We start from the raw sequence: 26,806 nt of genomic DNA, 5'->3' as shown, positions 1-26,806 counted from the left end.
ACGGTTTTACAGGAGAAGATGGGATATTGAAGTGTTTTTCCGGTTCATTAAGCAAGAACTCCATGTAAGCCATTTGGTTTCCATGAATAAAAATGGTATCGAAGTAATGATTTACATGACATTGATTGTCGCCATGCTTATGCTTATCTATAAAAAAGCAAACAATATCCGTTATAAAACAGCCAAGAGAACATTTAAAATACAAGTAAGGAATTTAATTATTCCAATGATAGTGACCTTTTCCCCAGGAGATCCCAAGAAATTATTTAAAACTTAAAGTTGCCGGCATTTCTTCCGACGACTAGTGGCTTTCGTCACCTTTTTTTATTTCGTAATTTTACACACTTTATTTCGACTTTATATACAATTAATCGCAAAAGAATTGATCGATCAAGCTTAAATTCTATGAAAAAAGTTGTAGTAGGACTCTCAGGAGGTGTAGATAGTAGTGTTTCAGCCTATCTTTTAAAAGAACAGGGCTATGAGGTTATTGGATTGTTTATGAAAAACTGGCATGACGATTCGGTGACGATTTCAGACGAATGTCCATGGTTAGAAGACAGTAATGATGCGATGATCGTTGCTGAGAAATTAGGAATCCCATTCCAAACGGTAGACTTAAGCGAACAATATAAAGAACGTATCGTCGACTATATGTTTAATGAATACGAACGTGGTCGAACACCAAATCCAGACGTGTTATGTAATCGTGAGATCAAGTTTGATGTATTTATGAAAATAGCAATTTCTCTGGGAGCAGACTATGTGGCCACCGGTCATTACTGCCGTAAAGGAGAAATTGAAAAAAACGGAGAAAAAATATATCAGCTATTATCAGGAAAAGATAATAACAAAGATCAGTCTTATTTTTTATGTCAGCTTACCCAGGAGCAACTTTCAAAAACCTTATTTCCTATTGGGGAACTTCAAAAATCAGAGGTTCGTAGGATTGCTGCCGAACAGGAACTGGTAACTGCCGATAAAAAAGATTCGCAGGGACTTTGTTTTATAGGAAAAGTACGCTTGCCAGATTTTCTTCAGCAAAAATTAAAGCCGAAAGAAGGGAATATTGTCGAGATAAAATCGGATAGCGAAACCTACCAAACTGGTATTCCCGAATTTGAATCTAAAATTGAAGAATTAAAATTTCTATCTCAAAAATACCAATATCAGCCTCAGGATGGTAAAGTTGTAGGAAAGCATCAGGGGGCTCATTATTTTACTAAGGGACAACGTAAAGGTTTAGCTGTAGGTGGTACTCCAGAACCACTTTTTGTAATCGATACAGATGTTGAAGACAATGTTATTTATACCGGGCAGGGAAAAAAACATCCCGGAATTTATCGAAAAGGACTTTTTATTAATGAAGATGAAGTACACTGGGTAAGAAAAGACTTAAGTTTAGAACCGGACGAAAGCTTAGAGCTAAAGGCAAGGATAAGATACCGGCAACCTTTACAGGAGGCAACTTTATATCAAACCGAACAAGGTATGTATGTAGTTTTTAAAACACCACAGGCTTCTATTACCGAAGGCCAGTTTGTGGCCTGGTATGATGGCGAAGAATTATTAGGATCTGGTGTAATTTCTTAAATTGCGGGAAACAAACCTGCAATGACTACAAATAGAATAACCAAACTTTTAAATATAAAATATCCACTTATCCAGGCCGGTATGGTCTGGGCAAGTGGCTGGAAACTGGCAAGCGCTGTTAGCAATGCTGGTGGACTTGGAATCATTGGCGCCGGATCTATGTATCCTGAAGTGCTTAAAGAACATCTTATAAAATGTAAAAAAGCGACCAACAAGCCTTTTGCTGTAAATGTTCCTATGCTCTATCCCAATGTGGAAGAGATTATAAAAATTATTGTTGCAGAGAAAGTTCCAATCGTTTTTACATCAGCTGGGAATCCAAAAACATGGACTTCTCATTTGCAAGAACATGGGATTATTGTTGTTCATGTAGTAAGTAGTGTAAAATTTGCTTTAAAATCTCAGGAGGCTGGAGTAGACGCTGTGGTTGCCGAGGGATTTGAAGCTGGTGGGCATAATGGGCGTGATGAAACCACGACCTTTACCTTAATTCCTATGGTTAGGGAAAAGTTGGAAATTCCACTTATCGCAGCCGGTGGAATTGCTACCGGGCGTGGTATGCTTGCAGCGATGGTTTTAGGAGCCGATGCCGTACAAATTGGCAGCCGCTTTGTCGCTTCTGAAGAAGCCTCTTCTCACATTAAATTTAAGGAAATGGTGGTGAACGCTCAGGAAGGTGATACTAAATTAACACTAAAAGAATTGGCTCCCGTTCGTTTACTTAAAAATAAATTCTTCGAAGATATTGAAACACTTTATCAAAAAAGTCCTTCTAAAGAAGAATTACAACAGCTTTTGGGTCGCGCCCGTGCCAAAAAAGGCATGTTTGAAGGTGATCTGATAGAAGGAGAACTCGAAATTGGTCAAATTTCAGGCTTAATTAAAACGATCAAACCCGCCGCAGAGATTGTAAAAGAAATCGTTGACGAGTTCGAAAGTGTACAATCTCAATTACATCAATATTAATTAGGAATATCTTTTATATCCTTTTGTATTACCGGATAGGTGATTTCATGATACCCAATTCCTCCGTCAGGCGTGATTGCTTCGATGATCACTATTATTTGTTCCGTATTATCCGGATTAAAATAGGAAAACTGTGCAGGTTCCCCATTTTCAATATTTATCTGCGGTTGCCAGTACACCACGCTTCTTAAATCTGGTTCATTACTTTTAAAACGTTCTTGGTTCGTATAATCGGGCTGATAAAATTCTTTAGTGGGAGAGTATCCTTTAATGGAAGTTCTAAGAATACCCTTTGGTTTTTGTGCTCCAAAAATTCCTTGCTTCCCATGCGTATAGATGGCAATCACATCACCGGTTGGCGGGACTTCCATAGGGCTTGCGAATGGATAGGCTTGCATGTATAATCGACTAAAATGCTTGGCAAATCGTATAACCTCTACACTTTTTACTTCGCTAGGCGGAATATTGGGAACTAACGAATAATTAAGATTGTTTATTACCATACCGTCCATCATTAAAATAGTGGTGCCGGCACCACCTATAACTTTAGCCTGTAAAGCGCCGCCCGGTTCTTCGATATCTCTTTGAATTGTTATATCCTCTGGGAAATTGAAAAGTAAAACGCTGTAAAGTCCATAAGACCAGTTTTTTTCTTTTTCCTGAATATCCTTACCATCGATTACTATATCTGGCTTTCCGGCTAGATCTGCTGTTTTCTTACGTTCTTCAGTCATATTGTAAGCTTCTAAAACCACTTCATCTAATTGCGTCACCCCTTCGGCTAATTCATAAGAAAGTTGCTTTTGTTGCAGACGTTGTTCATAGTTTACAATTTCAGAAAAAGTACTATCAGGCTTCTCGATTTTTTGTCGGTTTTCAAAGATTATCGGCAAGCTTTCAGGATCATTAATTGCTATATCAAAATTTCTTTTATTTCCACCTTTTTTGCTTTGTATGACAATTTCCCGGTTTTCTTCATTTAAAAAATCAACATTAAAATAAAATCTACCCAAACTATCGGTATTATAGGTTTGTACTACAGGTTGCTCTCCTAAAGCTATAAAGGATAATTCTACATCTTCCTTAGGCTTATTAAAAATGTTCCCGCTTACCTTTCCGTCAATAGCCAGGACTGGTTCTTCAAGATAATCGAAAACAATGCTGGTAGTGTCATATTTGTATTTTCGCCATCCCTGTGTGAGCAATAACGCATCAATATCCCGCAAACGGTAAATATCATCCCTATTAAAATATAAACCTGGATGCTCTACTTTTCCCCGAAGTTCAGAGGTGAGGTAAAAATAGGGGAGAATGGAGTTTCCCTTTTGCTGTTCTGCTCCTAAAGGTTCCTTAGCCAATGCGAGCACTGATATTTGGGCAGCTATATTCTTACCTGTGCTATCTTTAACATGGATACTAAGGCTTGTTTTTTCACGTGAACTATATTCATTTTTATTGGTTTTTACTGCAATGGTAACTTGCTTTTTTCCAACATCATTAAAGTATAACCGCTCGGCTACGGGTTGATAATTTTCATTTAATAAGGTAAAGCAAAGAATTCCATAGGGAAAAACATGTACTGGTAATGCGGTATTAAAATGACCAGCCTTTACCGGTCCTTTGATATCAAATAACTTAATCCCTCTAAAACTAATGCGTATCATTAACGAATCAGATTTATTAGTTGTCGAAGCGATTAAACTAACTCTCTCCCCAGTTCTCCTAACAGAAAGAATGTTTCCGTTTTTTAAAACTTCCGGTAGTGGATATTCAGTTTCATTGTCAATATTTGTAATTTTAGCTATATATTCTTCCGTAGCTTCAGGCCTGATTACCGCTACTCCCATCCCAAATTTATTAGTTTTAAATGTGGTGATAGTATCTTTATTTTTATTTAGAATAAGACCTTCAGTATACAGGCCATCACCTTTAAAATCCAGGGCTTTTATTCCTAATAAATTTACAGTTCCGTCTAATAAACTTCCACTTTCAGGCAATAGCTGTAAGTCTATCTTATTTTCAGCTAAACTAATAGACCTACTTGCGGTAAATCCGTTTTCTGTAAGCATATTGATGCTTATATAATCGGTTTTTTCATTTAATTTATAGGACAGTTTATAAACACCATTATTCGCTTTAATTTCTAAGGAATCCTGTTCCGAGTTATTTAAATATAATCCAACTAAAATTTTACGTTTCTGAAGGCTATCTAGCTTGTTAGGGTTAAAAGTCGCTTCCAGAAAAGCACCCTCTTTTTTATCGACAATATTGATATGTTCAATGGCTTTCTCAGTTTTGGGAATCTTCGAGAAAATTCTAAAATATTTTGAAAAAATAAAGTCTTCCCCAAAATTACGGTTCCATCTGGTATATGCCCGTATTTTATAGATACCAGGCGGCATTTTTTTGGGAATATCGAAATGATTATGACCGCTTCCGTCTACAATTTTTACAAGTTTCTGGTTGATCAATTGTTTCTCGGGCCCTATAAGATCTACATGAAGTACTCCTGAACGCTGCGATGGCTTATGGTCTACAGAATTAAGTACCAGTGATTTAAACCATATGGTGCTTCCTGCCGGATAATTCTCACGATCAAACTGTAAATATATTTTTTCTGCGTAGGCAGCTTTAGATAGGATTTTTTCTTCCTGTGCAAAAGCTATATTCCACAAAGTGAAGAAAATTAGGAACAATGAGTAGTTTTTTGATGACATGATGAATGGAAATTAGGATATAGGAAGCACCTGAAACAAGAACCGCATAAAATTAATTTACTCGATAGTCGAGATTAAATGTTCTGGCCCTGTTCCGATAGCTATTTTGGGATCGGGGCGCCTCGACATACAAATTATTTTCTAATAAATACTCACAAGCTTTCTCTTAAAGTTTACTTACTTCATTTCATGTTTGGGGTAGAACATAAAAGATAAAAATAGATTTGCTTCATTTACAATTTATTACAATAAAAAATAACCTCAAAATTATAATTCTAAATTCATAAAATCCGATTTATATTTTTGAGGTTTTAAAATTTTAAAAAAAAATTTTTTAGTAAAAAATTATAGAGATAGAGCTAACATTGAAAATTCAATACAAACTCTTTTTACTCAATTTCCAGAAAGTATGAGGTTAAACTTCGGTTAGTAATTCTGAGACGCAAAGCTTGTTAAGAATGCCATTCCTCCCAGGAATACAAAGAAAATAATAGATAATATGAATAGTATTACATATAGCAATAGCATACCTTTTGCCCAATTTTTGCGTGTATAATTGGGATCACTGCCAAAAGCCCATACCAGTAGCATGATGATGCCTATAAAAGGTAAGCCGGCAACAAAAATGTATAAGGCCCATTTTTGTGGTGTAATTAGGTTAGGTTGTTCGTTTTGATGATAAACTTCCATGATTTTTTGATTAGGTTAGTTAAATAAAAACGCAAGCTAATCAAAAAACTATATTGAAGGTAACACCAATAATCGAAATTTCTAGAAATTCTGCTTTTAATTCTGAAGATATTCTTCCGCATTCATCACCCGGGAATAAAAATAATTTAAGGCAGCAAGAAAAGATTTTTGTACTTCAGCAGCATGTACTGTCTCACCGTTTATTTCAAGATTTTTTGTTGCACAGGCATCGCCTATTATAATACAATCGAATCCAAAATCTTTAGCTGCCCTTGTGGTTGCATCAACACACATATGTGTCATCATGCCACAAATTACTAATCTCTTAATATTTTGTTCTTGAAGTGTTTTTAGTAAATCGGTCTCTCGAAAACTATTCGGGAATTGTTTTACAACCACTTTTTCTTTTTCTAGCGGGCTTACATTTTCGTGAATTTCCACTCCATTTGTTTTTGGAATAAAAAAAGTAGCATCTTCACGAGTTGACATATGTTGTACGTGGATAACGGGCCAATCTTCAGCTCTAAATTGCTGCAAAACTTTTTTTGCTTTTAAACTTGCTTCTACCGGTTTAAAAAGTTCCATTTTGCCATTTTCAAAATAATCATTTTGAACATCAATTAAAATTAGTGCTGCTTTCATATTTTGAAGTTTTAGGCTTTAGGTGGATTATCTCTTTTAAATTTATTTTAGCAAGACTGGAAAAAGGGTAAAACTTAGACATCTTTAATATATTGGCTAACTTTTCTTTTGATATAGGGAATTAAAGGCTCTATATGGAAACGGTATTACCTTGGCATAAAAATTTAGCTTTCTAACAAATACCTGCTGGTGTGAGCTCTTTTTCCTATACACCTCGTCCTAAAAACAGAGAATATATTTGGGCAATTATTTAAACAAACTTTTTACCAGATAAAACGAATCTCTTTTTCCATATCTGGGTGCAAACTATAAAAAACAGGGCAGGTTCTTGCAGCATTTTCTAAAACTTTCATCACCTTATCATCGTATTTTTTGGGAAAGCTAAATACTACTTCAATCTTGGAAATTCGTCGTGGGTTGGCAGCCATTGTCTTGGTCACCTGGGCTGTTGTACCTTCGATAGCGATTTCTAATGCTTCAGCTTTTATACCCATTATTGTAAGCATACAGGTTGCCAAAGCAGTGGCTACGGTGTCTGTAGGAGAAAATGATTCCCCTTTTCCGTGGTTATCTACAGGGGCGTCTGTTATGATTTTAGTTCTGCTTTGCAGGTGTTCTGCTTCAGTCCTTAAATTCCCTAAATATGTTACTTTGGCTGTCATCGGCTATTTGTAAAGTTAAATCCGGATTAATTTGAAGAATATAAACTGCTTTATTTCTGAAACCACCTCCGGGTTGCGGCTCATATAAAAATTTGTTCTCGTTGTATTCGGTAAAGCCTTTATAATCGCTAAAAGAACTATAAATATCTTTTGATGCAGCTAAACGGAGTAATACATCCATGGTTAGGTCATAGCCCCGCACGGCATATTGATTTGGAGTAACACCATACTCTTCTTGGTACTTTTTAATAAAATTCTCAGAAAACTCTAGATTATACTCTTTATCTACCGATGGGTAGTGGAAATATAATTTGCCTAAATCTTCGTTACTGATGCTTTCGTTATCGTAGCTATCATTTTTATTTGTAGTGAATAATGTAATATCAAGATCGTCCCTTAATAACCTATTTAATGCAGATACGGTACTACTTATCACACCCACACTGCTGGATTCTAAAATTACCCAGTTTGGTGTGGCTGGCAATAATACTCTTTTTAAGCTTGTTTCTGAAACATAACCATCAACAGCATTTACAGATCTTGCTGCAGGAAAAATCTGAGATAATTTATTTTTAATTTCAAAAGATTTAGCATCTGAGACAATGATCACATTTTTCTCTTTTCCAAATTTCTGAAGGTAATCGAGCATAGTATTGCTCATTGTTTGTTGATCGGGACGCGCGATGAACAAATTATTACCGCCGCTCATTTCTTTATCAGAAAGTGGTGTGAATACCGGAATATTTTTGATTCTTAAGCGTTCTGCAGCGGCTTCTGTAGTCGATTGTAAAAAAGGCCCAATGACTGCATCAACATTATTAAAATTTTTGGTATTGATAAGATTAATCACCTCAGAAGCACTTCTTTTGGTATCATAAATTTTAACCTCACTAGAAATCCCTAATTCTTTTGCATCTTCAATGGCCATTTCAGCACCGCTGTAAAAATCCAGGCTTATTCTTAAAACACGATCGTCTAAAATGGCGTCTTTATAAGCAGCAGTACCTGCCGAATCTACCTGAACCTTATCAAGGCTATAAGGAAGCATAAATACCAGGTTTTTAGGACTGAAATTGGAAAGAGAATCTTTAAGGTTTACTTTATCACCTTGCAATTTTTCAGCTTCACTGGTTAGGGTGGGGGTCACCCAGTTTTCGGGGTCTTGTTCTTCTGGATTTGGAACTTTTAAAACCATGCCCCATTCTAATCCTTCTTGTTCTATAATTGGGTTAAGTGCTAATATAGAATCTTGTGTTACATGAAAACGCTGAGCTAAACCAAATAAAGTTTCTTGAGGTTTTACTTCGTAAAATTTAAAGTTCTTATCTAAAAGTACCACGGGATCTGGGGAGACATTTGTACCAACCCTAAGCATAATACCGGGCTGCAAAACATCTACAGTGGGATTTAAGGCTTCCAGTTCTTTTACCGTTAAACCATATTTTCTGGCTATACCAAATTTGGTTTCTTTGGGTAAAACAACATGCTCTCTCACTTCATTTTTATCAAATTTCTGGCGAATCTCTTCTTTAGAGGTATTGTTAGGCTTGGCAACCACCCGATCTAAAGTTCTGAAAACAGGAATACGAATAGTTTCTCCTTTTTGAAGTTCTTTAGAGTATAATTGTTTATTATACCGTTTAATATCATCTATTTCTACATTATATTGCTTAGATAAACTAAAGAGAGTTTCTTTCTTTTTAACGGTATGTTCTTTAAAATTTACGGGATCCAAACTTGGAGAGCCTGTTTTAGCAGGCATCCCTTTATCCTTCGTGGCTAAAGGGATAACCAGCTTAGAAGATTCTTCGATACCATTTTTAGAGTCAGGATTATATTTATAAATGTCTTCTTCAGAAACATTATAATCCTTAGAAATACTGTAAACAGTCTCTCCTTTCTTTACGGTATGATATTTAAATTCCTGTGCAAAAGCAGAAATATTCATCATACATAAAAAGCAAATTAAAAAAAGGTATCTCATTTTATTGATTTTTAGACTTAATAGGTTTATACAAATTCTATTCCCATTCTATAGTCGCTGGTGGTTTAGAACTTATATCGTATACTACCCTATTAACGCCTTTTACTCTATTTATTATTGTATTCGAAGTTTTTTGTAAAAATTCGTAAGGTAAATTTACCCAGTCAGCCGTCATTCCATCAGTGGACTCTACCGCTCTTAATGCCACCACTTGCTCGTAAGTACGTTCATCTCCCATGACTCCTACAGATTGTACCGGCAATAAAATTGCACCAGCCTGCCAAACATGATCATAAAGATCCCAGTCTCTAAGTCCCTGAATAAAAATGTGATCGACTTCCTGTAGTATTCTTACTTTTCCTGCGGTAATATCGCCTAAAATTCTAATGGCTAAGCCTGGTCCTGGAAACGGATGACGACCTAAAAGTGTTTTTGCGATACCCAATTCTGCACCAACTCGTCGTACTTCATCTTTAAACAACATTCGAAGCGGCTCTACTACTTTAAGTTTCATGAAGTCTGGTAATCCCCCTACATTATGATGCGATTTAATAGTTACCGAAGGGCCATTAACCGAGATCGATTCAATCACATCAGGGTATATCGTTCCTTGTGCCAAATAGGTAACATCTTTGATTTCGTGCGCCTCATCATCAAAAACCTCAATAAAAGTATTCCCTATTGCTTTTCTTTTTAATTCTGGATCACTAATTCCTGCTAGAGCATCCAGAAAACGGGCAGAAGAATCAACTCCTTTTACATTTAGGCCCATATCTTTATACTGGTGAAGCACGTCTTCGAACTCGTTTTTGCGAAGTAAACCGTTATTCACAAAAATACAGTACAGGTTCTTACCAATAGCTTTATGTAAAAGCATCGCCGCTACCGTAGAATCTACTCCGCCACTAAGTCCTAAGACAACTTTGTCGTTGCCAATCTTCTCTTTGAGCTCTGCTACTGTAAGATCTACAAATGCACCAGGTGTCCAGCTTTGTGCTACCCCAGCGATATGTACTAAAAAGTTTTCTAATAATTGCTTTCCATCGGTCGAGTGATATACTTCGGGATGAAACTGAATTGCAAAAGTCTCTTCACCTTCTATACGATAGGCTGCATTTAGTACATCTGTTGTACTGGCTAAGCGAACCGCATTTTCTGGTAATTTTTTTATAGTATCACTGTGGCTCATCCAAACCTGAGAGTTCTCTTTGATATTATCAAAAAGTGACTCGCTATCTTTAATTACCGATAGGTTTGCCCGACCATATTCCCTGGTTTCGGAAGGCTCTACCTTACCGCCATGAAAATGGGCTAAATATTGCGCCCCGTAACAAACGGCCAGCATAGGTAATTTCCCTCTAATTTGAGATAAATCAGGATGCGGAGCATCTTCTGCTCTAACTGAAAACGGACTCCCTGAAAGGATAACCGCTTTAAAGCCTGAAAGATCTTGTGGAACTTTGTGAAATGGATGAATTTCGCAGTAAATGTTTAATTCTCTTACGCGTCTTGCAATCAATTGCGTATACTGCGAACCGAAGTCTAAGATGAGTACGTTATTTTGCATGCGCAAAATTAAGAATTTGAGCTAAAAATAAAATACAAACCACAATTATTTTATCAATACTAATTTTCTTGCAAAATATAAGGTTTTCGCGAATTTATAAACAAAGCTTTTCATAAACTATAATTAAAGTTTAACTAAAACTTTTTATGCTAAATTAGCATTATGACTACTAAAGCGCTTGGTTTTTAGCTTAATTATCATTTTATTTGTTTTAACCGAATTTAACTTATCCGAAAATCCCTATCCATGAACCACCAACAAGAAGAGGAGTATATGAACTCCTTGCATCCGTCCCGATCGGTTTTAGAGCTTATTTATTATATAATGACCGTGATTTGTGTTATAGGAATTGTGGCTATAATTTTTCAGCTTTTATAAAAAACTTAGAACTTAAATGATTATTTTTATAGTATAACTTATTGATACTATGAAATACTTAAGCGCAATTATTTTCTCCATTGCTATCGTTATTGCGGCCTGGTTTCTGGGTAATTCTTATGTAGATAGGGCGAATCCTGATGGTACTATTTCCGTAACCGGTGCAGGTAGCGAAAATTTCACATCAGATCTTATTGTCTGGGAAGGTCGTTTTAGCCAAATGAGCGAAAATCTTGAGACCGCTTATAATCAGCTTAACCGGGATAAAAACACGGTTAAAAGCTATTTAATCGAGAAGGGGATTAAAGAAGAAAATATAGTCTTTAATTCTGTTCAAACCGATGAACAGCGTGAACAGAAATATCAAAACGGAAATTACGTTGGGAGTATTTTTAAAGGGTATCAACTTACACAAAGCGTAAAGATAGAATCTAACGATGTTGAATTGATCGAGAGTGTATCACGGGAAATTACCGAATTACTGAATAAGGGGGTACAGTTTAATTCTACACCACCCAGATACTATTATACCAAGTTAGCCGATCTTAAGATTGAAATGATCTCTAAAGCCACTGAGGATGCTCGTGTAAGAGCTGAAAAAATTGCAGAAAACTCTGGAGGAACTTTAGGCGAGCTAAAAAGCGCAAATATGGGAGTATTCCAGATTACAGGCCAGAACAGTGGTGAAGATTATAGCTGGAGTGGTGCATACAATACCGCCGATAAGCGCAAAACAGCAAGTATTACCATGCGTTTGGAATATGAGATTAAATGATTTAAATATTAAGTAAAAAATATTCTTAAAAAGAACGGCTTTAAAAGCCATTCAAACTAAGGATTTAAATAACATCCAATAGTATTCGATTAAGATTTTAAGAGCGGGATTTCCCTGTAGGATTTTCCGCTTATTTATCTCCTGTTTTCACTCGATATTAGAGATCGTGATGCCTGCAAATAATAAATGTATATCATATAAAATTGCCCTTAGCTAGTTTTCGGTACCATCAAACCTATAAAGCAGCGTCATAAGTCTTTGAATAGTATCGAGGAGCTATATCGTAGACAATGATATTACGTAAATCAGCGCTTGGTAAAATCATGCAGAATAGTGGTGAGTAATATATTAGCCGGTATGAATAAAGTAACTACTGGCAGTGAGCCGTGGCTTATCGCTTAAGCAAATTCAATAGAGCTTAGAAAGAAATTTTGATGAGAAAGGTAATTTTATAATAGAGAAGAAATATCATTTTATCATCACAGCTTTATTGGCGCCGCCAAAAAGATGTAATCCCCAGCGGCTTGTCTAGAAATCGTAAAAAGGTTACGGGTCATAACTCATAGGGTTCTTTAATCATAAAAAAAGGCTGTCTAAAATTCATTTAGACAGCCTTTTTTAAAAGTTCAGTATAAATTATTTCTTGTTACGTTTTTGTTGCTCTTCAGCCTGCTCCATCATTTCCTGCATTTTTCTGGTAAACCTGTTTTGTTTTTTAGGTTTTGCTTTATTAGCCTGAATTTTAGCATGGATTTTATCCTCATCAACAATCACATGTTTAATTACCAACATTATTCCTATCGTAATTAAGTTAGAGGTAAAGTAGTATAAAGATAATCCACTGGCATAGTTATTAAAGAAAAATAACATCATGATAGGGGATAGGTACATTAAAAATTTCATGTTAGGCATTCCCGGTTGTTGATTGGCCTGCATGCTTTGTCCCGTAGTCATTTGCATGTAAATAAATATTGCGACAGAAGCCAATATTGGGAATAAACTAACATGTTCTCCATAAAATGGGATATGGAAAGGTAATTCTGCTATAACATCATAACTGGATAGATCGTCTGCCCAAAGGAAACTTTTTTGTCTTAGTTGAAATGCGCTTGGGAAGAATTGGAAAAGCGCATAGAATATAGGAATTTGCATTAGCGCTGGTAAACAACCACTCATGGGGCTAGCTCCGGCTTTGCTATAAAGCTTCATTGTTTCCTGTTGCTTTTTCATCGCATTATCCTTATACTTCTCATTTATCTCATTAATTTCAGGACGTAAAACTTTCATTTTGGCCTGAGATAAATAAGACTTATAAGTTACCGGTGAAAGCACAATCCTAACCACAATGGTCATTACAATGATGGCGATCCCGTAGCTTGGTAGGACACTGCTTAAGAATGCAAAGAATGGGATAAAAACATATTTATTGATCCATCCGAATATACCCCAGCCTAGAGGTACAATCTCATCCAGATTACGATCGTAATCTTTCAGGATTTTGTAATCTGTAGGGCCGTAATACCAATTCATATTATAATTTAGCTCGCCCGCCTGTAACTCTAAAGGAATATTTGCGGTGAAAGCTTTAGTGTATACGGTATCTATTTCTTCGTCTTCCACAAGATTTTGGGAAGTAAGTTTGGAGGTTTTAAACGGTGTATCTGTTAAAAGTATGGAACTAAAGAAATGTTGCTTATAGGCAATATAAGACACGTCTTTTTCGGTTTCTTCATCTTCCCCATGTCCAAGGTCATCATACTTATCTCCTTCGTATTCGTAACCTAAAACGGTGTATTTATTTTCATAAGAAATACTCTTGGAATGACGGTATCCTTTAAGTTGCCAATCCAGATTAATAGGTTGGGATGCGTTAAAGGTATTGGCAAGTCCCTGGGAACGGATATTGAAATCCATCATATAATCTCCAGGTTTTATAGCATAACGATATTCTAAGAATTCATTATCAGAAATCTTTAACTTCATCGATAATACCTGATCTTCACCATTTTTAGAAATACTTGGCTCAAAATATAGATTTTCAGTATCTAAGGTTCTTCCATCTGTAGTCGTGAAATTAAGATTGAATTTTGCGTTGCCATCTTTTACTAAATAAACAGGGATAGAATCGTATGTTTTATAATTTTTTAAAACAGCTTCTTCGATATATCCTCCTTTATTTGCTACTTCTAATCGTAACACATCGTTTTCTAGTACTGTGGTTTTATCTTCTGCCGAAGGTAATGTCGCGGAATAACCAAAAGCACCAAGTCTACTTTGCGCCTGGGCTATTGCTGCCGAGTCGGTTGCGGGAGCAGTAGTATTATTTTGATTTGCGAGTTGTTGATCAGCATTTGCAGGAGTAGTAACCTGTTCTGTCGTGGCGGGAGTACCGGTTTCTTCCTTTGGTTGTTCCAGGCTATTGGTATACAACATCCAGATTAAAATTCCGCCAATTAAAATAAATCCAATGATGGATTGAATATCAATCTTCTTTTCTTCCATTCTAAAATTTACTAAAGTCTTAAATCCCTACATAGGGATTCTATTTGATGTCCTATTTTTCAGTCAAAAAAATGACCAATATTTCATTTAATGCCAAACTGGCATTATGCTTTATTTTTTGAGTGTTCGTAAGCAGCCTTTACAAAAGCCACAAATAATGGATGAGGACTGGCTACGGTACTCTTATATTCCGGGTGATATTGTACACCTACAAACCAGGGATGGTCTTTAAGCTCTACCACTTCAACAAGACCAGTTTCAGGATTAATTCCTGTACTTAGCATTCCTGCTTTTTCGAGTTGTTCCTTGTATTTATTGTTATACTCGTAGCGATGTCTATGTCTTTCTTTTATATCGGCTTTGCCATACACATTGAAAATAGTAGATCCTTCTTTTAAATGACAATCCCAGGCACCAAGTCGCATTGTTCCCCCCATATGGGTAATGTTTTTTTGTGCTTCCATAATATCGATTACGGGATGTTTGGTAGCCTCATCCATCTCTGTAGAATTGGCACCCTTTAACTGAAGTACATTTCTGGCAAATTCAATAACTGCCATTTGCATTCCCAGGCAAATCCCAAGGAATGGTAATTTATTTTCTCTCGCAAACTGAACGGCATCAATTTTACCTTCGATTCCACGCTCCCCAAATCCCGGTGCTACTAAAACTCCATCTAGGTGAGAAATTTTATTTTTGATGGTATTCTCATTTATAAACTCTGAGTGGATACTCTCAACGATTACTTTTACTTCATTCTCTGCGCCTGCATGTATAAAGGCTTCTAAGATAGATTTATAAGAATCCTGAAGTTCTACGTATTTTCCAATAAGGCCAATTCTAATTTCGGCTTTCGGGTTTTTATGGCGATCTAAGAATTTATTCCACTGCTCTAAATTTGGTGTGGTTTCATCGGGTAAGTCTAACTTCTTCAGGGTTACCGTATCTAAACCTTCCTTAAGCATTAAATTGGGGACATCGTAAATAGTAGGAGCGTCTATAGACTGGATTACAGCCTCCTGCCTAACATTACAAAAAATAGCTAGTTTTCTTCGAATATCGTCTGATAATTCATGTTCTGTTCTACACACCAGGATATCAGCTTTTAGTCCGCTTTCCATCAAGGTTTTTACGCTATGTTGGGTTGGCTTGGTTTTAAGTTCACCGGCAGCAGATAGAAAGGGTACCAAGGTAAGGTGAATGACCAAAGCATTTTCGTCTCCCAATTCCCATTTAAGTTGACGAACGGCTTCGATATAAGGTAAAGACTCAATATCTCCTACCGTACCACCAATTTCTGTAATTACAATGTCGTATTCTTTTTTCTTTCCAAGAATCTGAATACGTTCTTTGATCTCGTTCGTAATATGCGGTACTACCTGTACTGTTTTTCCAAGGAATTCACCACGGCGCTCTTTTTCAATGACGCTCTGGTAAATCCTACCAGTGGTCACATTGTTTGCCTGAGAAGTATTTACATTAAGAAAACGCTCATAATGACCTAGATCCAGATCTGTTTCAGCGCCATCTTCGGTCACATAACATTCGCCATGCTCATATGGATTTAAAGTTCCTGGATCTACATTAATGTAAGGATCTAATTTCTGAATAGTGGTTCTAAAGCCACGGGCTTGTAATAATTTTGCTAGTGAGGCGGCGATTATCCCTTTTCCTAAAGAAGAGGAAACGCCACCGGTAACAAATATATACTTGGTTTCGGCCATTTTTTTAATAGTGTTTGAAGCGTTCCAATTATTCAGGGCGCTAAATTACGAAGAAGAATAGAAAAAGCAGCTAATTTTAAATGCTAATATTTAAGGTTTCTTTAAGTCTGTTAAAACCTAAGCGGTAAGTTAGCCTTAGAAGTAAATAGAATACTTAATAAGGCTTAGGATATCTTTTTCTTATTTCTTTCAGTAAAATTTCCATTCCGTTGATTTTAAGTTCGTGAACCTGTCTTAATTGTGCACCTAGTTTCCCTGTCGGAAATCCTTTCTTATTAAACCAGACATAATAGGGCTCTGGAATATCTGATAAATACCAGTCTTTGTATTTACCAAAGGGCATTTTGGTATAAGCCAGTTTAAGTAATTCTTCCTGATTGTTATTCATATAAAAAATAAAAGCCACAAAGGTATCATCTTAACTTTGTGGCTTGTGTATTTATTTTTAAAAAATTTTATCCAGTCTTTAGATAAGGGGATATTTTAGATAATTTAATCTTATTTAGTGGCTTTACAATATATTCGACAACGCAGGAATATTGTTTTGCTTTTTCTATATCAAGTTTGCTAGTACTGGAGGATAGGATAATCGTTTTATGTGATAGTCCCAATTTTTTCATTTCTTCTAAAAAATCCCATCCCGACATAACAGGCATATTTAGGTCTAAAAAAATAATAGCTTCCGATTCAGATTTTGCAAGTTCCAGAGCAATTAGGGCATCGGTATAATCTTTAACATTATCCTTATAGCCTTCTATTTCCAATAATTTTTTGGTAATAAAATTAGCGATAGGTTGATCATCTACTAAAATGATTGGGGTCATCTATTTTAACTTTTAGTTCAATTAATTCCCGGGAAGCCATATCGATGACTTCTCTTACAATTTCATCCATTTCATTGACCGATGATTTTAATCGTGGTAAAAGCTCTTGCCGGCAACTTTCATCATCCATAAGGTCAAACAATTCAATAATCCCCTGGATACGGGATAAGGGCTCTTTTATGTTATGCGCGTTAAGAACTGAAATTTTTAAAAGTTTTTCATTTTTCTTTACAATTTCTTCTGTTCTCTTTTTAATGGTCTCTTTTTGATTTCTATTAATTTTATAAATTTCCTCATTCTTATTCTGAATCGTCGTAAGCGCTCCTTGTAAAATCCTGTTTTTTTTCGCTATTTCCCGTTTTAGGTTTAACTCTTTAAATTTAGCATCAAAACAGTCTGCGGCAAGTTTTAAAATTTCTATATCCCTACTGTTAAAAACTCTTTCTTCATCTGCCACCAGAGATACTATCATCTTATGGTCGTCCTTATTAAATAACCACGACCATAAATAGGGATTTTTAAGTTTGGAAATATCTAATTTTCCCTGAGCTATATTTTCTGGGATGTGAGCTGTTCTTATAGGAATACCAGTTTTAAATAAATTGAGTTCCTCATTGTTTAAGTCTGCCAGACTTTTCTGCCCAAACCAAATATTATTGCCGCATAAAGAATACTCCATAAACTTATTATCCTTTTCGATAATTAGTTTGATGACATGGAAATTAAAAATATATTTTAAATGCTTTTCTGCAACTTTTCCAATTTCCTGAAAATTACTACATCTATTAATACCATTCGCAAATTTAGAATAAGCTTCGTAAGTTATTCTATATAATTGAGATGCGTTATTTTGAATTGGTGACATTTTAAGATAGACTCTTTGTTTACTCGGGAGTCTCTAAAAGTTCGTTGTCTATTTTAATACCAGAAACATCTGCAATCGTATTTAGCATGTTTACTAAATCGGCCTGAGCCATCAGTTCCTGAATTTCTGCATTGGAGAACCCCACTGCTTCAAGTTCAGCAAAATCTTCATCCGAAATTTCGCTGTGCTGTAATGCGGCTTTAGTTACAATGTTAACGGCTTTTCTATAGCTGGCTGGCATAGATGGAGAATCAATATGCTCTGTTGCTTTAAAGCCTTCTGCTTCAGAAATCATAGAGCTCATACTATCCGCAAATATTCCGTGCGCATGCGAACAATAATTGCAACCTCTCGACTTTGATACGTTATAAATAATTAATTGTTTTAATACGTTTGGCACATTACCTTTTATCAGGGTGTTTTTTAATTTATTCCAGTTTCCTTCCAGTAATATAGCATTACTGCCCTGACATTTAAACCAGTTTAGTACGAAGGGAAGTTGTAATGTTTTCTTTGTATCATCATAAATAGCTTTAACATCTTCCGAAGCTTCTTCATAAGAGATCATAGGGTATCTCGAAGGCTTTTGCACAGTTGTATTCATAAAGTGTAGAGATCTAAATAAATAAGTTAAATTTTGAGGCTAGGATATTATCGACAAAATAAGCAAAAAAAATATTAAAATTCTAGTAACCGATTAAAGATTGACATTTATTTATGATTCAGTAAAAGAAAGGAGCTTATTGGTAGCAATTTTCATAGTGGGATTGTATTATTAGGATAATAGACCGATATGTATCGTGAGGTTTAGCATTTGAAGCATATAATCAATAGATTTAAAATCTAAAAAAGAGGTTTCAACAATGGAATTGTATAAAGTCTATTATATCCTTATTTCTATATTTTTTTTGCAGGTAGGTGTATATGCACAAGAGAGTGAATTTGATCATAGTGCTGTAGTATTTGAAGATGATGGAAGTGCTATTATTGCCAAAATCAAAAACAAACCTGTTTTTCAATATAACTATAAAACTCAGATGCCGGATAATACTATGGAGTATTATAAAAGGAGCGGTTTTATTCATCCGCTATATTCTCCAGATGGGGCAGTGATAACAGAAGGATTTCCCGAAAAGCATACACATCATCATGGCATGTTTAGTGCCTGGGTGAATACAAAATTTAGAAATGAGAAAATAGATTTCTGGAATCAACAGGAGAAAACAGGGACTGTAGTTTTTAAAGAAATTTTAGAAGTTTTGTCTGAAAAGAAATATGGGCAATTAAAAACAAAGCAACAACATTTAGCCTTTATAGCTGGCGATAAAATCCCTGTATTAGAAGAGATTTGGACACTAAAAGTATACAATTCTATAGCTCCATTTATATGGGATATTACAATAGAACAAAAGAATATTTCTTCCTCAAATTTACAAATATTGAAATATCACTATGGTGGTTTGGCTTTTCGAGGAAGAGATGAGTGGTACAGGGAAGAAAACACATTACAAACTGAGGATACAGATGTCGATTTTAAGGTCACAACCAATTTTCATCAATCTCGTTTAGATGCCAATCATAGCATTCCAGACTGGGTGCTTATGTACGGCCGAATTGGCAAAACAGCTATGAATCTTATAGTTATTCCATTGTCTACTAATCCTGAATATCCTGATTATCTTAGAGTGCATCCCGATTTTCCTTATTTTTGTTTTACACCTGTGGTTAAAAAAGGCTTTGATCTAAAGCCATCTGAAACGTTTAAAACCAGATATAGAATTATCACTGCTACCCAAACTCCATCAGAGCAAATGATCAAGGATATAGCGAATAAAAAGTTTTAATCATTCCTTCGGATAATCTTCATAATTAAAATAGGTGTTCATACTTCTGGGATCAGCAAAGAAGTTTTGCATCTGTTTGATCCATTCCGGTATATTTATTTAATATTACTTTAAATACTGTGGGTAATTTTCACTATTAATGATATCGATAGGAAGACTTAAGGATTCCTGCAGGGGTTTGCCAAATAAAAAATATTCAATGAGCTTAGTTAAGCTTAGGTATACCTGTTTCTTAGGATCCTGGTGAATTAAAAATGCAATTTTATCATGTGCTAAATGATCGATATTTTCTGCAACAAGATCATAACCTATGATTAACGGTTTAGAAAAGCTTTCCGTCATACAATTAGCTAAAAGATAAGCCTTTGATGTAGTGACAAACAACCCATCAACGGGAGTTATAGATTTTAGAAAATGATCAATGGTTTTTTTAAAAGGAATTTTAGCCTCTTTTTTTAAATTATATACGCTAATATCGTAATCTAATTCTTTTTGTAAATAATAGGTTTTAAAACCAAGTTCTTTTTCCTGCATGTGGGATGCATTTTGAAAAGCTTCATCAATATGTAGAATAGCTAAAGAAGCTTTTGTACCTAATAGCATATTAAAAAGCTTAGCAGCCACGCGTCCACTTTGAAATAAATCCTGACCAATTTGCAGATCAATTTTCTGATCTTTTATATAATTATTAAACGTTGCCATCTTAATGTTGGCATCTACACAATTTTTAGCGAAATCCTTTGCTTCTTTATAGAATAAAGGCACCATTAATATAGCATCCGGCTTTTCTGCGAGAATAATTTCTGCCGATTTAGTAAATGATTCAGTTGATTGAGGATTAAATATTCCTTTTTTTATTTTAATTCCAAAATGACTAAATTCATTTTCAACCTGCTTTATCGCATCATAGCAGGGGAGCCAATAGGGATCGTTATCCGCATCTGGTAACAATATAGCAATATTATAAACTTTATTGTTTTTTAGGCTTTTTGCAATAGGGTTAGGTTTATACTCAATTTGATCAAGAACTTTATTAACCTGCTCTAATGCTTTAGAAGATACTTTTCCGCGTTTATGAATTACACGATCTACAGTGCCTTTAGATACGCCAGCTAACTCTGCAATATCTTTAATGGTGTAGTTTTTTTTCATTAACACAAATATACTAATCTATATGAATTAACTATCTGAATCATGCTGGATGATGTTAACGTGTGTGTTCGAGCACATTTTTTTTTAAAATCCTTTCTTTTTACATTGATTTTAGATAAATTGTACCGGATATTAACAAAAATATCTTCCGGAAATAATTGTTGTAGATTACAAAATATTGATTTTCAATTTATTAATAGTAGTCGATTAAGTGAGATTATAAGAAAGAATAAATTATTGGGATCTTGCAGATGGAAAAACCATTCATACACTGCACAAATCTCTGAAAAAACATGTCTATGTCAACTGAAATACAAGAAGCAAAAGGACCTACATTAGTTATACTCGCTGCCGGAATAGGTAGTCGATATGGAGGTTTAAAACAATTAGATACTTTTTCTCCGCAGGGGGATACCATCATTGATTTTTCTATTTACGATGCTATCCAGGCGGGATTTAAGAAGGTCGTGTTTATTATTCGGGAAAATTTATTAGCCGAGTTTAAAGAGGTTTTTGAGCCTAAATTACGAGGTAAAGCAGCAGTAGATTATGTCTTTCAGGAATTAGATCGCGTGCCCGATGAATACGTAGACCCAAACCGTACCAAACCCTGGGGTACGGGACACGCATTACTTTTAGCAAAAGATGTGGTCAAAGAAAACTTTGCAATTATTAATGCAGATGATTTTTATGGGCGCCAATCGTTTATCACGATGGCAAATGCACTTAATAAGGAAAGTAGCGATTCTTATAATTTTAAGATGGTTGCTTTTCAGCTTAAAAATACGGTTTCAGATCATGGATATGTTTCTAGGGGGGAGTGTAAAGTTTCGAAATCGGGGTATCTGGAAGAGGTCACCGAACGTACACATATTGAAAAGAGTGGAGAAGCCATTCTTGTAAAAACTGAAGAAGGCTTGCTAGAGCCAATTGATCCAGATACTTTCGTGTCTATGAATTTTTGGGGTTTCACACCAAAATGCTTTGAATTTGGATGGGAGCTTTTTTATAACTTTCTTGAACGAAGTAGTGGCAATATAAAAGCTGAATTTTTTATTCCTACCGTAGTCAACGAAATGTTACAATCTGATAATGTAAAGGTAGAAGTATTAAGCACTTCTGAGAAGTGGTTTGGAGTGACTTACAAAGAGGATAAAATCATCGCAGAGAAAGAAATTAAAAAATTAAAAGAAAAAGAAATTTATCCGGTACAATTATGGGATTAAATAAAAAGGAGTTAATAGCTTCGGTTTTTAATGCTTTTAACCACAACTGTACCATTGAAGAAATACAGGAATTTTCTAGTGGTCATATTAATGATACGTACTTTATCGGTACTTCTGGAGCTCACAATTTTGTATTGCAGCGTATTAATGATGAAGTATTTCATAATGTTCCGGCACTGGTCAATAACAAAGTAAAAATTAGTAAACACCTAGCTAGTCAATTTCCAAAACTCACTGCCAAAGAAAAATATAGACATGTGCTTACTTTTCTGCCAACACGGAAAGGGGCTTATTTTTATCAGGATGCTTTTGATAATTATTGGAATTTAACCTATTACATCAAAGACAGTATTTCTTACGATACCGTTACCGATAAAGAAATTGCCTACGAGGGAGGAAAGTTATTCGGTAAATTTATTAGTCAGACCAGCGATTTTGATGCCGGCCAGCTAGTAGAAATTATTCCTGGCTTTCACGATGTTCCTAAAAGATTAATACAATTTGAAAAAGCAAGAGATAAGGCTTGTACGGAACGCTTAGAAAAGGCAGTTTCGCAAATCGAATGTGTGCATTCATTGCAGACAGAAATGGTAATTTTACAGCAATTAAAAGATGAAGGTAAAATACCTACTAGGGTAACACATAATGATACCAAAATTTCTAATGCCCTTTTCGATAGAAATAATAAAGGTTTGTGTGTTATTGATACCGATACAGTAATGCCCGGTATCGTTCATAATGATTTTGGTGATGCCATTAGAACGATCTGTAATACTGCGGAAGAAGATGAGAAGGATTTGAGCCTGGTCAAATTCAATGTGAAATATTATGAGGCCTACCTTAAGGGCTTTTTAGAGGAATTACAGCACTCATTATCTGATTTAGAAATCGAATTTTTACCATTAGGGGCAAAAACGATAATCTTTATCATGGGATTACGATTTTTGACTGATTATCTGGCAGGTGATGTGTACTACAAAACTTCTTATGCTGAGCACAATCTCGATCGTGCAAAAAACCAGTTTAAACTTATCGAAAGCTTTGAGGATCAATACCCAGATATCCTAAAACTTAGCAAATCTATATTGAAATCAAAACGATTATAGAACTCTGTAATTAAGCCTAGTGACGGGTAATTATAGTTTAAAAATCTTTTTGAAAAAATAGTATTAGCATTTTTTACGATTTTTCATGTATAGATATATGTAGAGGAATTATGTTTTCAAACATGACGAAAAATACTTTGTAGTCGAACCTATTAAAAAATTAAACTTTAACATAAATTAATTATGTGCTCGAACACATAATTAATATTAATTTATTAGATTAGTAAAATATTAACAAATAAAAGAAGCTAGCATAGCTTTTTTAAATTGGAGAATAAGTTTATCTGTTATGGACGGACTCCGGTTTAAGTTTTAAAAATAGAGCGGAACACATCGCCAAATCCACAATCAAAATGATATTCTTATGGTATAAATACAAATACTATTGATGCTTTAGATCTAAATAAAATTTTTTAATTAAAAGTGTGCTCGAGAACACTTTTAATTGTCTTGCTCCTAAAGTGATTTCTAAATTTCTTATACGGATATAGGCAGAGAAAAATCAAACTATTGGCCTTTCCCGTTTTTATAAGCTCATTTGGAAAAACTTTTGTCTAGATATCTACACCCAGCTAATGAAATTTAAGAATTAAAACAACTATAAGCCCCAGATAACATGATGTACAAAATCACTCAATCAATTAAACAGCGTAAATTATGATTAAACTTTTAAGCAATTTGTTTTTCGCTTTGTTTCTAGTAGGTGCTGCCTTCTCGCAAAACGAAATAACGGGTGTGGTGACCGATTCAGATTCAGGATCACCAATTCCCGGAGTTACTGTCCAGGTTAAGGGCACTTCTATAGGGGCGGTGACCGATTTTGATGGAAATTATAACATAATGGGAGATGTTGGTGAGGTACTGGTGTTCAGTTATCTCGGCTTTTCTCCCAAAGAAGTTACTATTTCTAATGATCGTATTATTAATGTAAATCTGCAGCCATCTACTTCAGAACTTGATGAGATCCTTGTAGTAGGATATACCGAGCAAAAGAAATCAAGTATAACTTCGGCTGTTTCTGAAGTGACATCAGATGAACTTACGGATGTCACTACTTCAGATGTTTCAACCATGTTACAGGGTAAAGCTGCCGGAGTTCAGGTGGTTCAGGGGTCAGGGCAACCAGGATCCTTGCCTTCAGTACGTATTCGGGGACTTACTTCTATAAATGGAGGTACTAATCCATTATGGGTGGTTGATGGCGTAATTGTTCACGGCACGCCCAACCTAAATCCAAATGAGGTAGAAAGTATTTCGGTATTAAAAGATGCTTCAGCGACAGCATTGTATGGTTCTCGAGGAGCAAATGGGGTAGTGGTGGTTACTACAAAACAAGCCAGGCTGGATCAAAATACGCTTAGAGTTTCTTCAAGGCTAGGGTATAGCTATTTCAATAATGGAAATTTTGAAACGATGAATTCCAGGCAGTTGTATGATTATTACCAGTCTTTTGGTAATCCTAACAACATTCCCGAAGGAGTAGATGAGGGCGTGTTAAGTAATGACTATGACTGGTTTGAAAATGGGACACAAACCGGTGTGATTCAGGATCACAATCTAAGTTTTACAGGAGGAAATGACAAATCAAAAACATTTTTATCATTAGGATATTATAATGAAACCGGCACACTAAAGGGCTATAAATATGATCGGGTAAGTGCGCGTCTTAATCATGACTATAAGGTGGGAGATAAACTTACCTTAAAACCAAAAGTAGCGGTAAATTACAATAAACGCAACAATAGACAACATTCACTATACGCCTTATATACCTATATGCCATGGGATCTTCCTACAGATGAGGAAGGCGAGATTATCAATCCACAGAATTTGCAAAACACGCAGGTTTGGTATGGCCGGGATAATGCTAACTATCTGTACAATCTACAATTTGACTATAGTAATAGTAGAGAATTTAACCTGTTTTCAAATATGGATTTGGAATACCAGATCCTGCCTGATCTCAAGTTCATTTCAACAAATAGTGTGACATTTTACTATGCCGATGGTATGAGCTATACCGATCCAAAATCTACGGCCGGTCTTGCTAATAATGGTCAGTTGTATAAATATAGTAACAAACGTATTACCAACTTCACCAATCAAATGCTCAAGTATTCAAAGGACTTTGGGGCTCATCGACTTAACGCGCTTCTGGCTTATGAATATCAGGATTATAAATACACTTCTAATGGTGCAACCGGTTATGGAATCGTCTCGGGTACCAGTATTCTTGACAATGCCGCAACTCCAGGAGCGGTATCCGGAACAACCAATGATTCAGCTCTTCAATCGGTATTATTTAATGCAGACTACGGGTATGACAATCGATACTTAGCCCAATTTTCTGTTCGTAGAGACGGAGCTTCAAATTTTGGTAAGGATAATCAATATGGAACCTTTTATTCTGGAAGCCTGGGATGGAATATTCATAATGAAAGTTTTTTTAATATCGAAACTATCGATCAATTAAAACTTAGAGCCAGTTATGGTGCGGTAGGGAACAGGCCTGCAGCATTATATCCTCAATATGATTTATATAGTCTGCAGAGTACCTATAACGGTCTTCCTGCTCCTTCACCATATCAATATGGTAATGATGACTTAGCCTGGGAAATATCTTATCAAACCAATATTGGTATAGATACGCGATTCTATGATCGGATAGCTTTGTCGTTGGAGTATTATAATAAAGATACCTCAGATTTACTATACTATGTGAGTCTGCCATCAACCAGCGGGTATAATGGCTATTATGAAAATATTGGAGGGGTGGTGAATAAAGGTTTTGAAGCCAATCTTTCAGTAACTATTTTTCCCCATACTCAAAATGGATTTGGTTGGACACTTACCGGGAATATGGGAACAAACAGCAATGAGGTAACCGAGTTATTTGAAGATGCAGATATAGATCGGGGCACTAAGTTATCTAGAGTAGGAGAGGACTATAATACATGGTTTATGCGTAAATGGCTGGGAGTAGATCCAGATACGGGTAGCCCACTTTGGGAGGTAGTAGACCCAGAGAACGGCGAGCGCAGCGAAACTACAGACTATAATGCAGCAACCAAACAGATCGTAGGAACATCTACTCCCGATTTTTATGGCGGTTTTAGTTCAATGATGCATTATAAAGGTTTTTCCCTTAGCGCCAACTTCAATTTCTCAAAAGGAGGCTACATTTATCACTCGAGTAGGGAATTGTATGATGCAGATGGGGCCTACCCAACCTATAACCAACAAGTGTTACAAGACGGCTGGAGCAGATGGGAAGAGCCTGGCGATATGGCCACTCACCCTCAGGCACTTTATGGAGGGAATAACCTTTCTAACAAAACCTCTTCGAGATATCTGGAGGATGCAAGTTACTTAAGAATGCGAAACATCCGTTTGGGGTACAGCTTTCCAAAAGTATGGTTAAACAATCTCAAACTGGGCAGTTTTGAGCTGTATATCACCGGAGATAATTTGCTTACCCTTACAGATTTTTCAGGTACAGATCCTGAAGTAGGGATCGATGGCTATGCTAGTTCCCAGTATCCAGTTTCAAAACGTTTAGCCTTTGGACTAAACGTGTCATTTTAATCTA

At 35.6% G+C, this 26,806-nt stretch carries 22 protein-coding genes; 9 read left to right on the top strand and 13 right to left on the bottom strand.

The window, feature by feature from the left end; all coding sequences use genetic code 11:
- The 3 genes from AC13DP_RS20780 to AC13DP_RS20770 form a co-directional block, all read left to right on the top strand.
- Nucleotides 1-277, top strand: a 277-nt coding sequence (locus AC13DP_RS20780; protein WP_483068396.1) for a transposase, incomplete at its 5' end; no start/stop codon positions are given.
- A gap of 128 nt (nucleotides 278-405) precedes the next feature.
- Nucleotides 406-1,593, top strand: coding sequence for a tRNA 2-thiouridine(34) synthase MnmA (gene mnmA / locus AC13DP_RS20775; RefSeq protein WP_347406163.1), 1,188 nt, complete (start codon nucleotides 406-408; stop codon nucleotides 1,591-1,593).
- Between the two features lie 21 nt (nucleotides 1,594-1,614).
- Entirely contained in the window at nucleotides 1,615-2,559 is a 945-nt protein-coding gene (locus tag AC13DP_RS20770) for an NAD(P)H-dependent flavin oxidoreductase (protein WP_347406162.1), read from the top strand.
- On the opposite strand, the gene AC13DP_RS20765 is transcribed toward AC13DP_RS20770, so the two are convergent.
- The 6 genes from AC13DP_RS20765 to guaA form a co-directional block, all read right to left on the bottom strand.
- The gene (locus AC13DP_RS20765) at nucleotides 2,556-5,276 is read right to left on the bottom strand and encodes a hypothetical protein (RefSeq protein ID WP_483068395.1); all 2,721 of its coding nucleotides are present in this window, start codon (nucleotides 5,274-5,276) and stop codon (nucleotides 2,556-2,558) included. The genes AC13DP_RS20770 and AC13DP_RS20765 overlap by 4 nt on opposite strands.
- Nucleotides 5,277-5,702: 426 nt before the next feature.
- Entirely contained in the window at nucleotides 5,703-5,966 is a 264-nt protein-coding gene (locus AC13DP_RS20760) for a hypothetical protein (RefSeq protein ID WP_013072335.1), read from the bottom strand.
- Between the two features lie 96 nt (nucleotides 5,967-6,062).
- A complete protein-coding gene (locus AC13DP_RS20755) occupies nucleotides 6,063-6,608 on the bottom strand; it encodes a cysteine hydrolase family protein (RefSeq protein ID WP_483068394.1) in 546 nt (181 codons plus the stop codon).
- A gap of 263 nt (nucleotides 6,609-6,871) precedes the next feature.
- Entirely contained in the window at nucleotides 6,872-7,270 is a 399-nt protein-coding gene (locus tag AC13DP_RS20750) for an OsmC family protein (RefSeq protein ID WP_483068393.1), read from the bottom strand.
- Nucleotides 7,230-9,254 (bottom strand): LysM peptidoglycan-binding domain-containing protein, encoded by a 2,025-nt coding sequence (locus AC13DP_RS20745; RefSeq protein ID WP_483068392.1) that lies wholly within the window; start codon nucleotides 9,252-9,254, stop codon nucleotides 7,230-7,232. The genes AC13DP_RS20750 and AC13DP_RS20745 overlap by 41 nt, the downstream gene beginning before the upstream one ends.
- A gap of 37 nt (nucleotides 9,255-9,291) precedes the next feature.
- Nucleotides 9,292-10,821: a glutamine-hydrolyzing GMP synthase gene (gene guaA, locus AC13DP_RS20740; protein ID WP_483068391.1), complete on the bottom strand. Its 1,530-nt coding sequence runs from the start codon at nucleotides 10,819-10,821 to the stop codon at nucleotides 9,292-9,294.
- 246 nt (nucleotides 10,822-11,067) lie between these two features.
- Between guaA and AC13DP_RS20735 the strand changes: the two genes are divergently transcribed.
- Both AC13DP_RS20735 and AC13DP_RS20730 read left to right on the top strand, forming a co-directional pair.
- The gene (locus tag AC13DP_RS20735) at nucleotides 11,068-11,199 is read left to right on the top strand and encodes a hypothetical protein (protein WP_013072328.1); all 132 of its coding nucleotides are present in this window, start codon (nucleotides 11,068-11,070) and stop codon (nucleotides 11,197-11,199) included.
- Between the two features lie 49 nt (nucleotides 11,200-11,248).
- Nucleotides 11,249-11,974 (top strand): SIMPL domain-containing protein, encoded by a 726-nt coding sequence (locus AC13DP_RS20730; protein ID WP_013072327.1) that lies wholly within the window; start codon nucleotides 11,249-11,251, stop codon nucleotides 11,972-11,974.
- Between the two features lie 636 nt (nucleotides 11,975-12,610).
- On the opposite strand, the gene yidC is transcribed toward AC13DP_RS20730, so the two are convergent.
- The 6 genes from yidC to AC13DP_RS20700 form a co-directional block, all read right to left on the bottom strand.
- Nucleotides 12,611-14,476, bottom strand: coding sequence for a membrane protein insertase YidC (gene yidC, locus AC13DP_RS20725; RefSeq protein ID WP_013072326.1), 1,866 nt, complete (start codon nucleotides 14,474-14,476; stop codon nucleotides 12,611-12,613).
- Nucleotides 14,477-14,580: 104 nt separating this feature from the next.
- A complete protein-coding gene (locus AC13DP_RS20720; RefSeq protein ID WP_013072325.1) occupies nucleotides 14,581-16,200 on the bottom strand; it encodes a CTP synthase in 1,620 nt (539 codons plus the stop codon).
- Nucleotides 16,201-16,354: 154 nt separating this feature from the next.
- Nucleotides 16,355-16,606, bottom strand: coding sequence for a DUF3820 family protein (locus AC13DP_RS20715; RefSeq protein ID WP_394799486.1), 252 nt, complete (start codon nucleotides 16,604-16,606; stop codon nucleotides 16,355-16,357).
- Nucleotides 16,607-16,655: 49 nt separating this feature from the next.
- Nucleotides 16,656-17,024 carry a response regulator gene (locus AC13DP_RS20710; RefSeq protein WP_273300678.1) on the bottom strand — a complete coding sequence of 123 codons (369 nt, stop codon included), beginning with the start codon at nucleotides 17,022-17,024 and terminating at the stop codon, nucleotides 16,656-16,658.
- Nucleotides 16,999-17,889, bottom strand: a complete 891-nt coding sequence (locus tag AC13DP_RS20705; RefSeq protein WP_013072322.1) for a histidine kinase dimerization/phospho-acceptor domain-containing protein — start codon at nucleotides 17,887-17,889, stop codon at nucleotides 16,999-17,001. Before AC13DP_RS20705 ends, AC13DP_RS20710 begins: the two co-directional genes overlap by 26 nt.
- A 19-nt stretch (nucleotides 17,890-17,908) precedes the next feature.
- Nucleotides 17,909-18,493: a carboxymuconolactone decarboxylase family protein gene (locus AC13DP_RS20700; protein ID WP_273300676.1), complete on the bottom strand. Its 585-nt coding sequence runs from the start codon at nucleotides 18,491-18,493 to the stop codon at nucleotides 17,909-17,911.
- A 259-nt stretch (nucleotides 18,494-18,752) separates the two neighbouring features.
- Here AC13DP_RS20700 and AC13DP_RS20695 point away from each other — a divergent pair, with 259 nt between their 5' ends.
- Complete coding sequence (locus AC13DP_RS20695; protein WP_273300674.1) at nucleotides 18,753-19,733, top strand: DUF6807 domain-containing protein; 981 nt, start codon at nucleotides 18,753-18,755, stop codon at nucleotides 19,731-19,733.
- Nucleotides 19,734-19,838: 105 nt separating this feature from the next.
- On the opposite strand, the gene AC13DP_RS20690 is transcribed toward AC13DP_RS20695, so the two are convergent.
- Nucleotides 19,839-20,885: a substrate-binding domain-containing protein gene (locus AC13DP_RS20690; protein WP_272958319.1), complete on the bottom strand. Its 1,047-nt coding sequence runs from the start codon at nucleotides 20,883-20,885 to the stop codon at nucleotides 19,839-19,841.
- A gap of 299 nt (nucleotides 20,886-21,184) precedes the next feature.
- Between AC13DP_RS20690 and AC13DP_RS20685 the strand changes: the two genes are divergently transcribed.
- The 3 genes from AC13DP_RS20685 (at nucleotide 21,185) to AC13DP_RS20675 (ending at nucleotide 26,802) form a co-directional block, all read left to right on the top strand.
- On the top strand, nucleotides 21,185-22,111 hold the full coding sequence (locus AC13DP_RS20685; protein ID WP_273300672.1) for a nucleotidyltransferase family protein: 927 nt from the start codon (nucleotides 21,185-21,187) through the stop codon (nucleotides 22,109-22,111).
- On the top strand, nucleotides 22,102-23,217 hold the full coding sequence (locus AC13DP_RS20680) for a phosphotransferase enzyme family protein (protein ID WP_013072316.1): 1,116 nt from the start codon (nucleotides 22,102-22,104) through the stop codon (nucleotides 23,215-23,217). Before AC13DP_RS20685 ends, AC13DP_RS20680 begins: the two co-directional genes overlap by 10 nt.
- Nucleotides 23,218-23,874: 657 nt before the next feature.
- Nucleotides 23,875-26,802 (top strand): SusC/RagA family TonB-linked outer membrane protein, encoded by a 2,928-nt coding sequence (locus AC13DP_RS20675; RefSeq protein ID WP_347406157.1) that lies wholly within the window; start codon nucleotides 23,875-23,877, stop codon nucleotides 26,800-26,802.
- The last annotated feature ends 4 nt before the right edge of the window (nucleotides 26,803-26,806 follow it).

The organism is Zunongwangia sp. L-65 (genome assembly GCF_056859415.1).
Note: the sequence above shows the minus strand (reverse complement) of the source record. Positions and strands in the feature narration are given on the sequence as shown.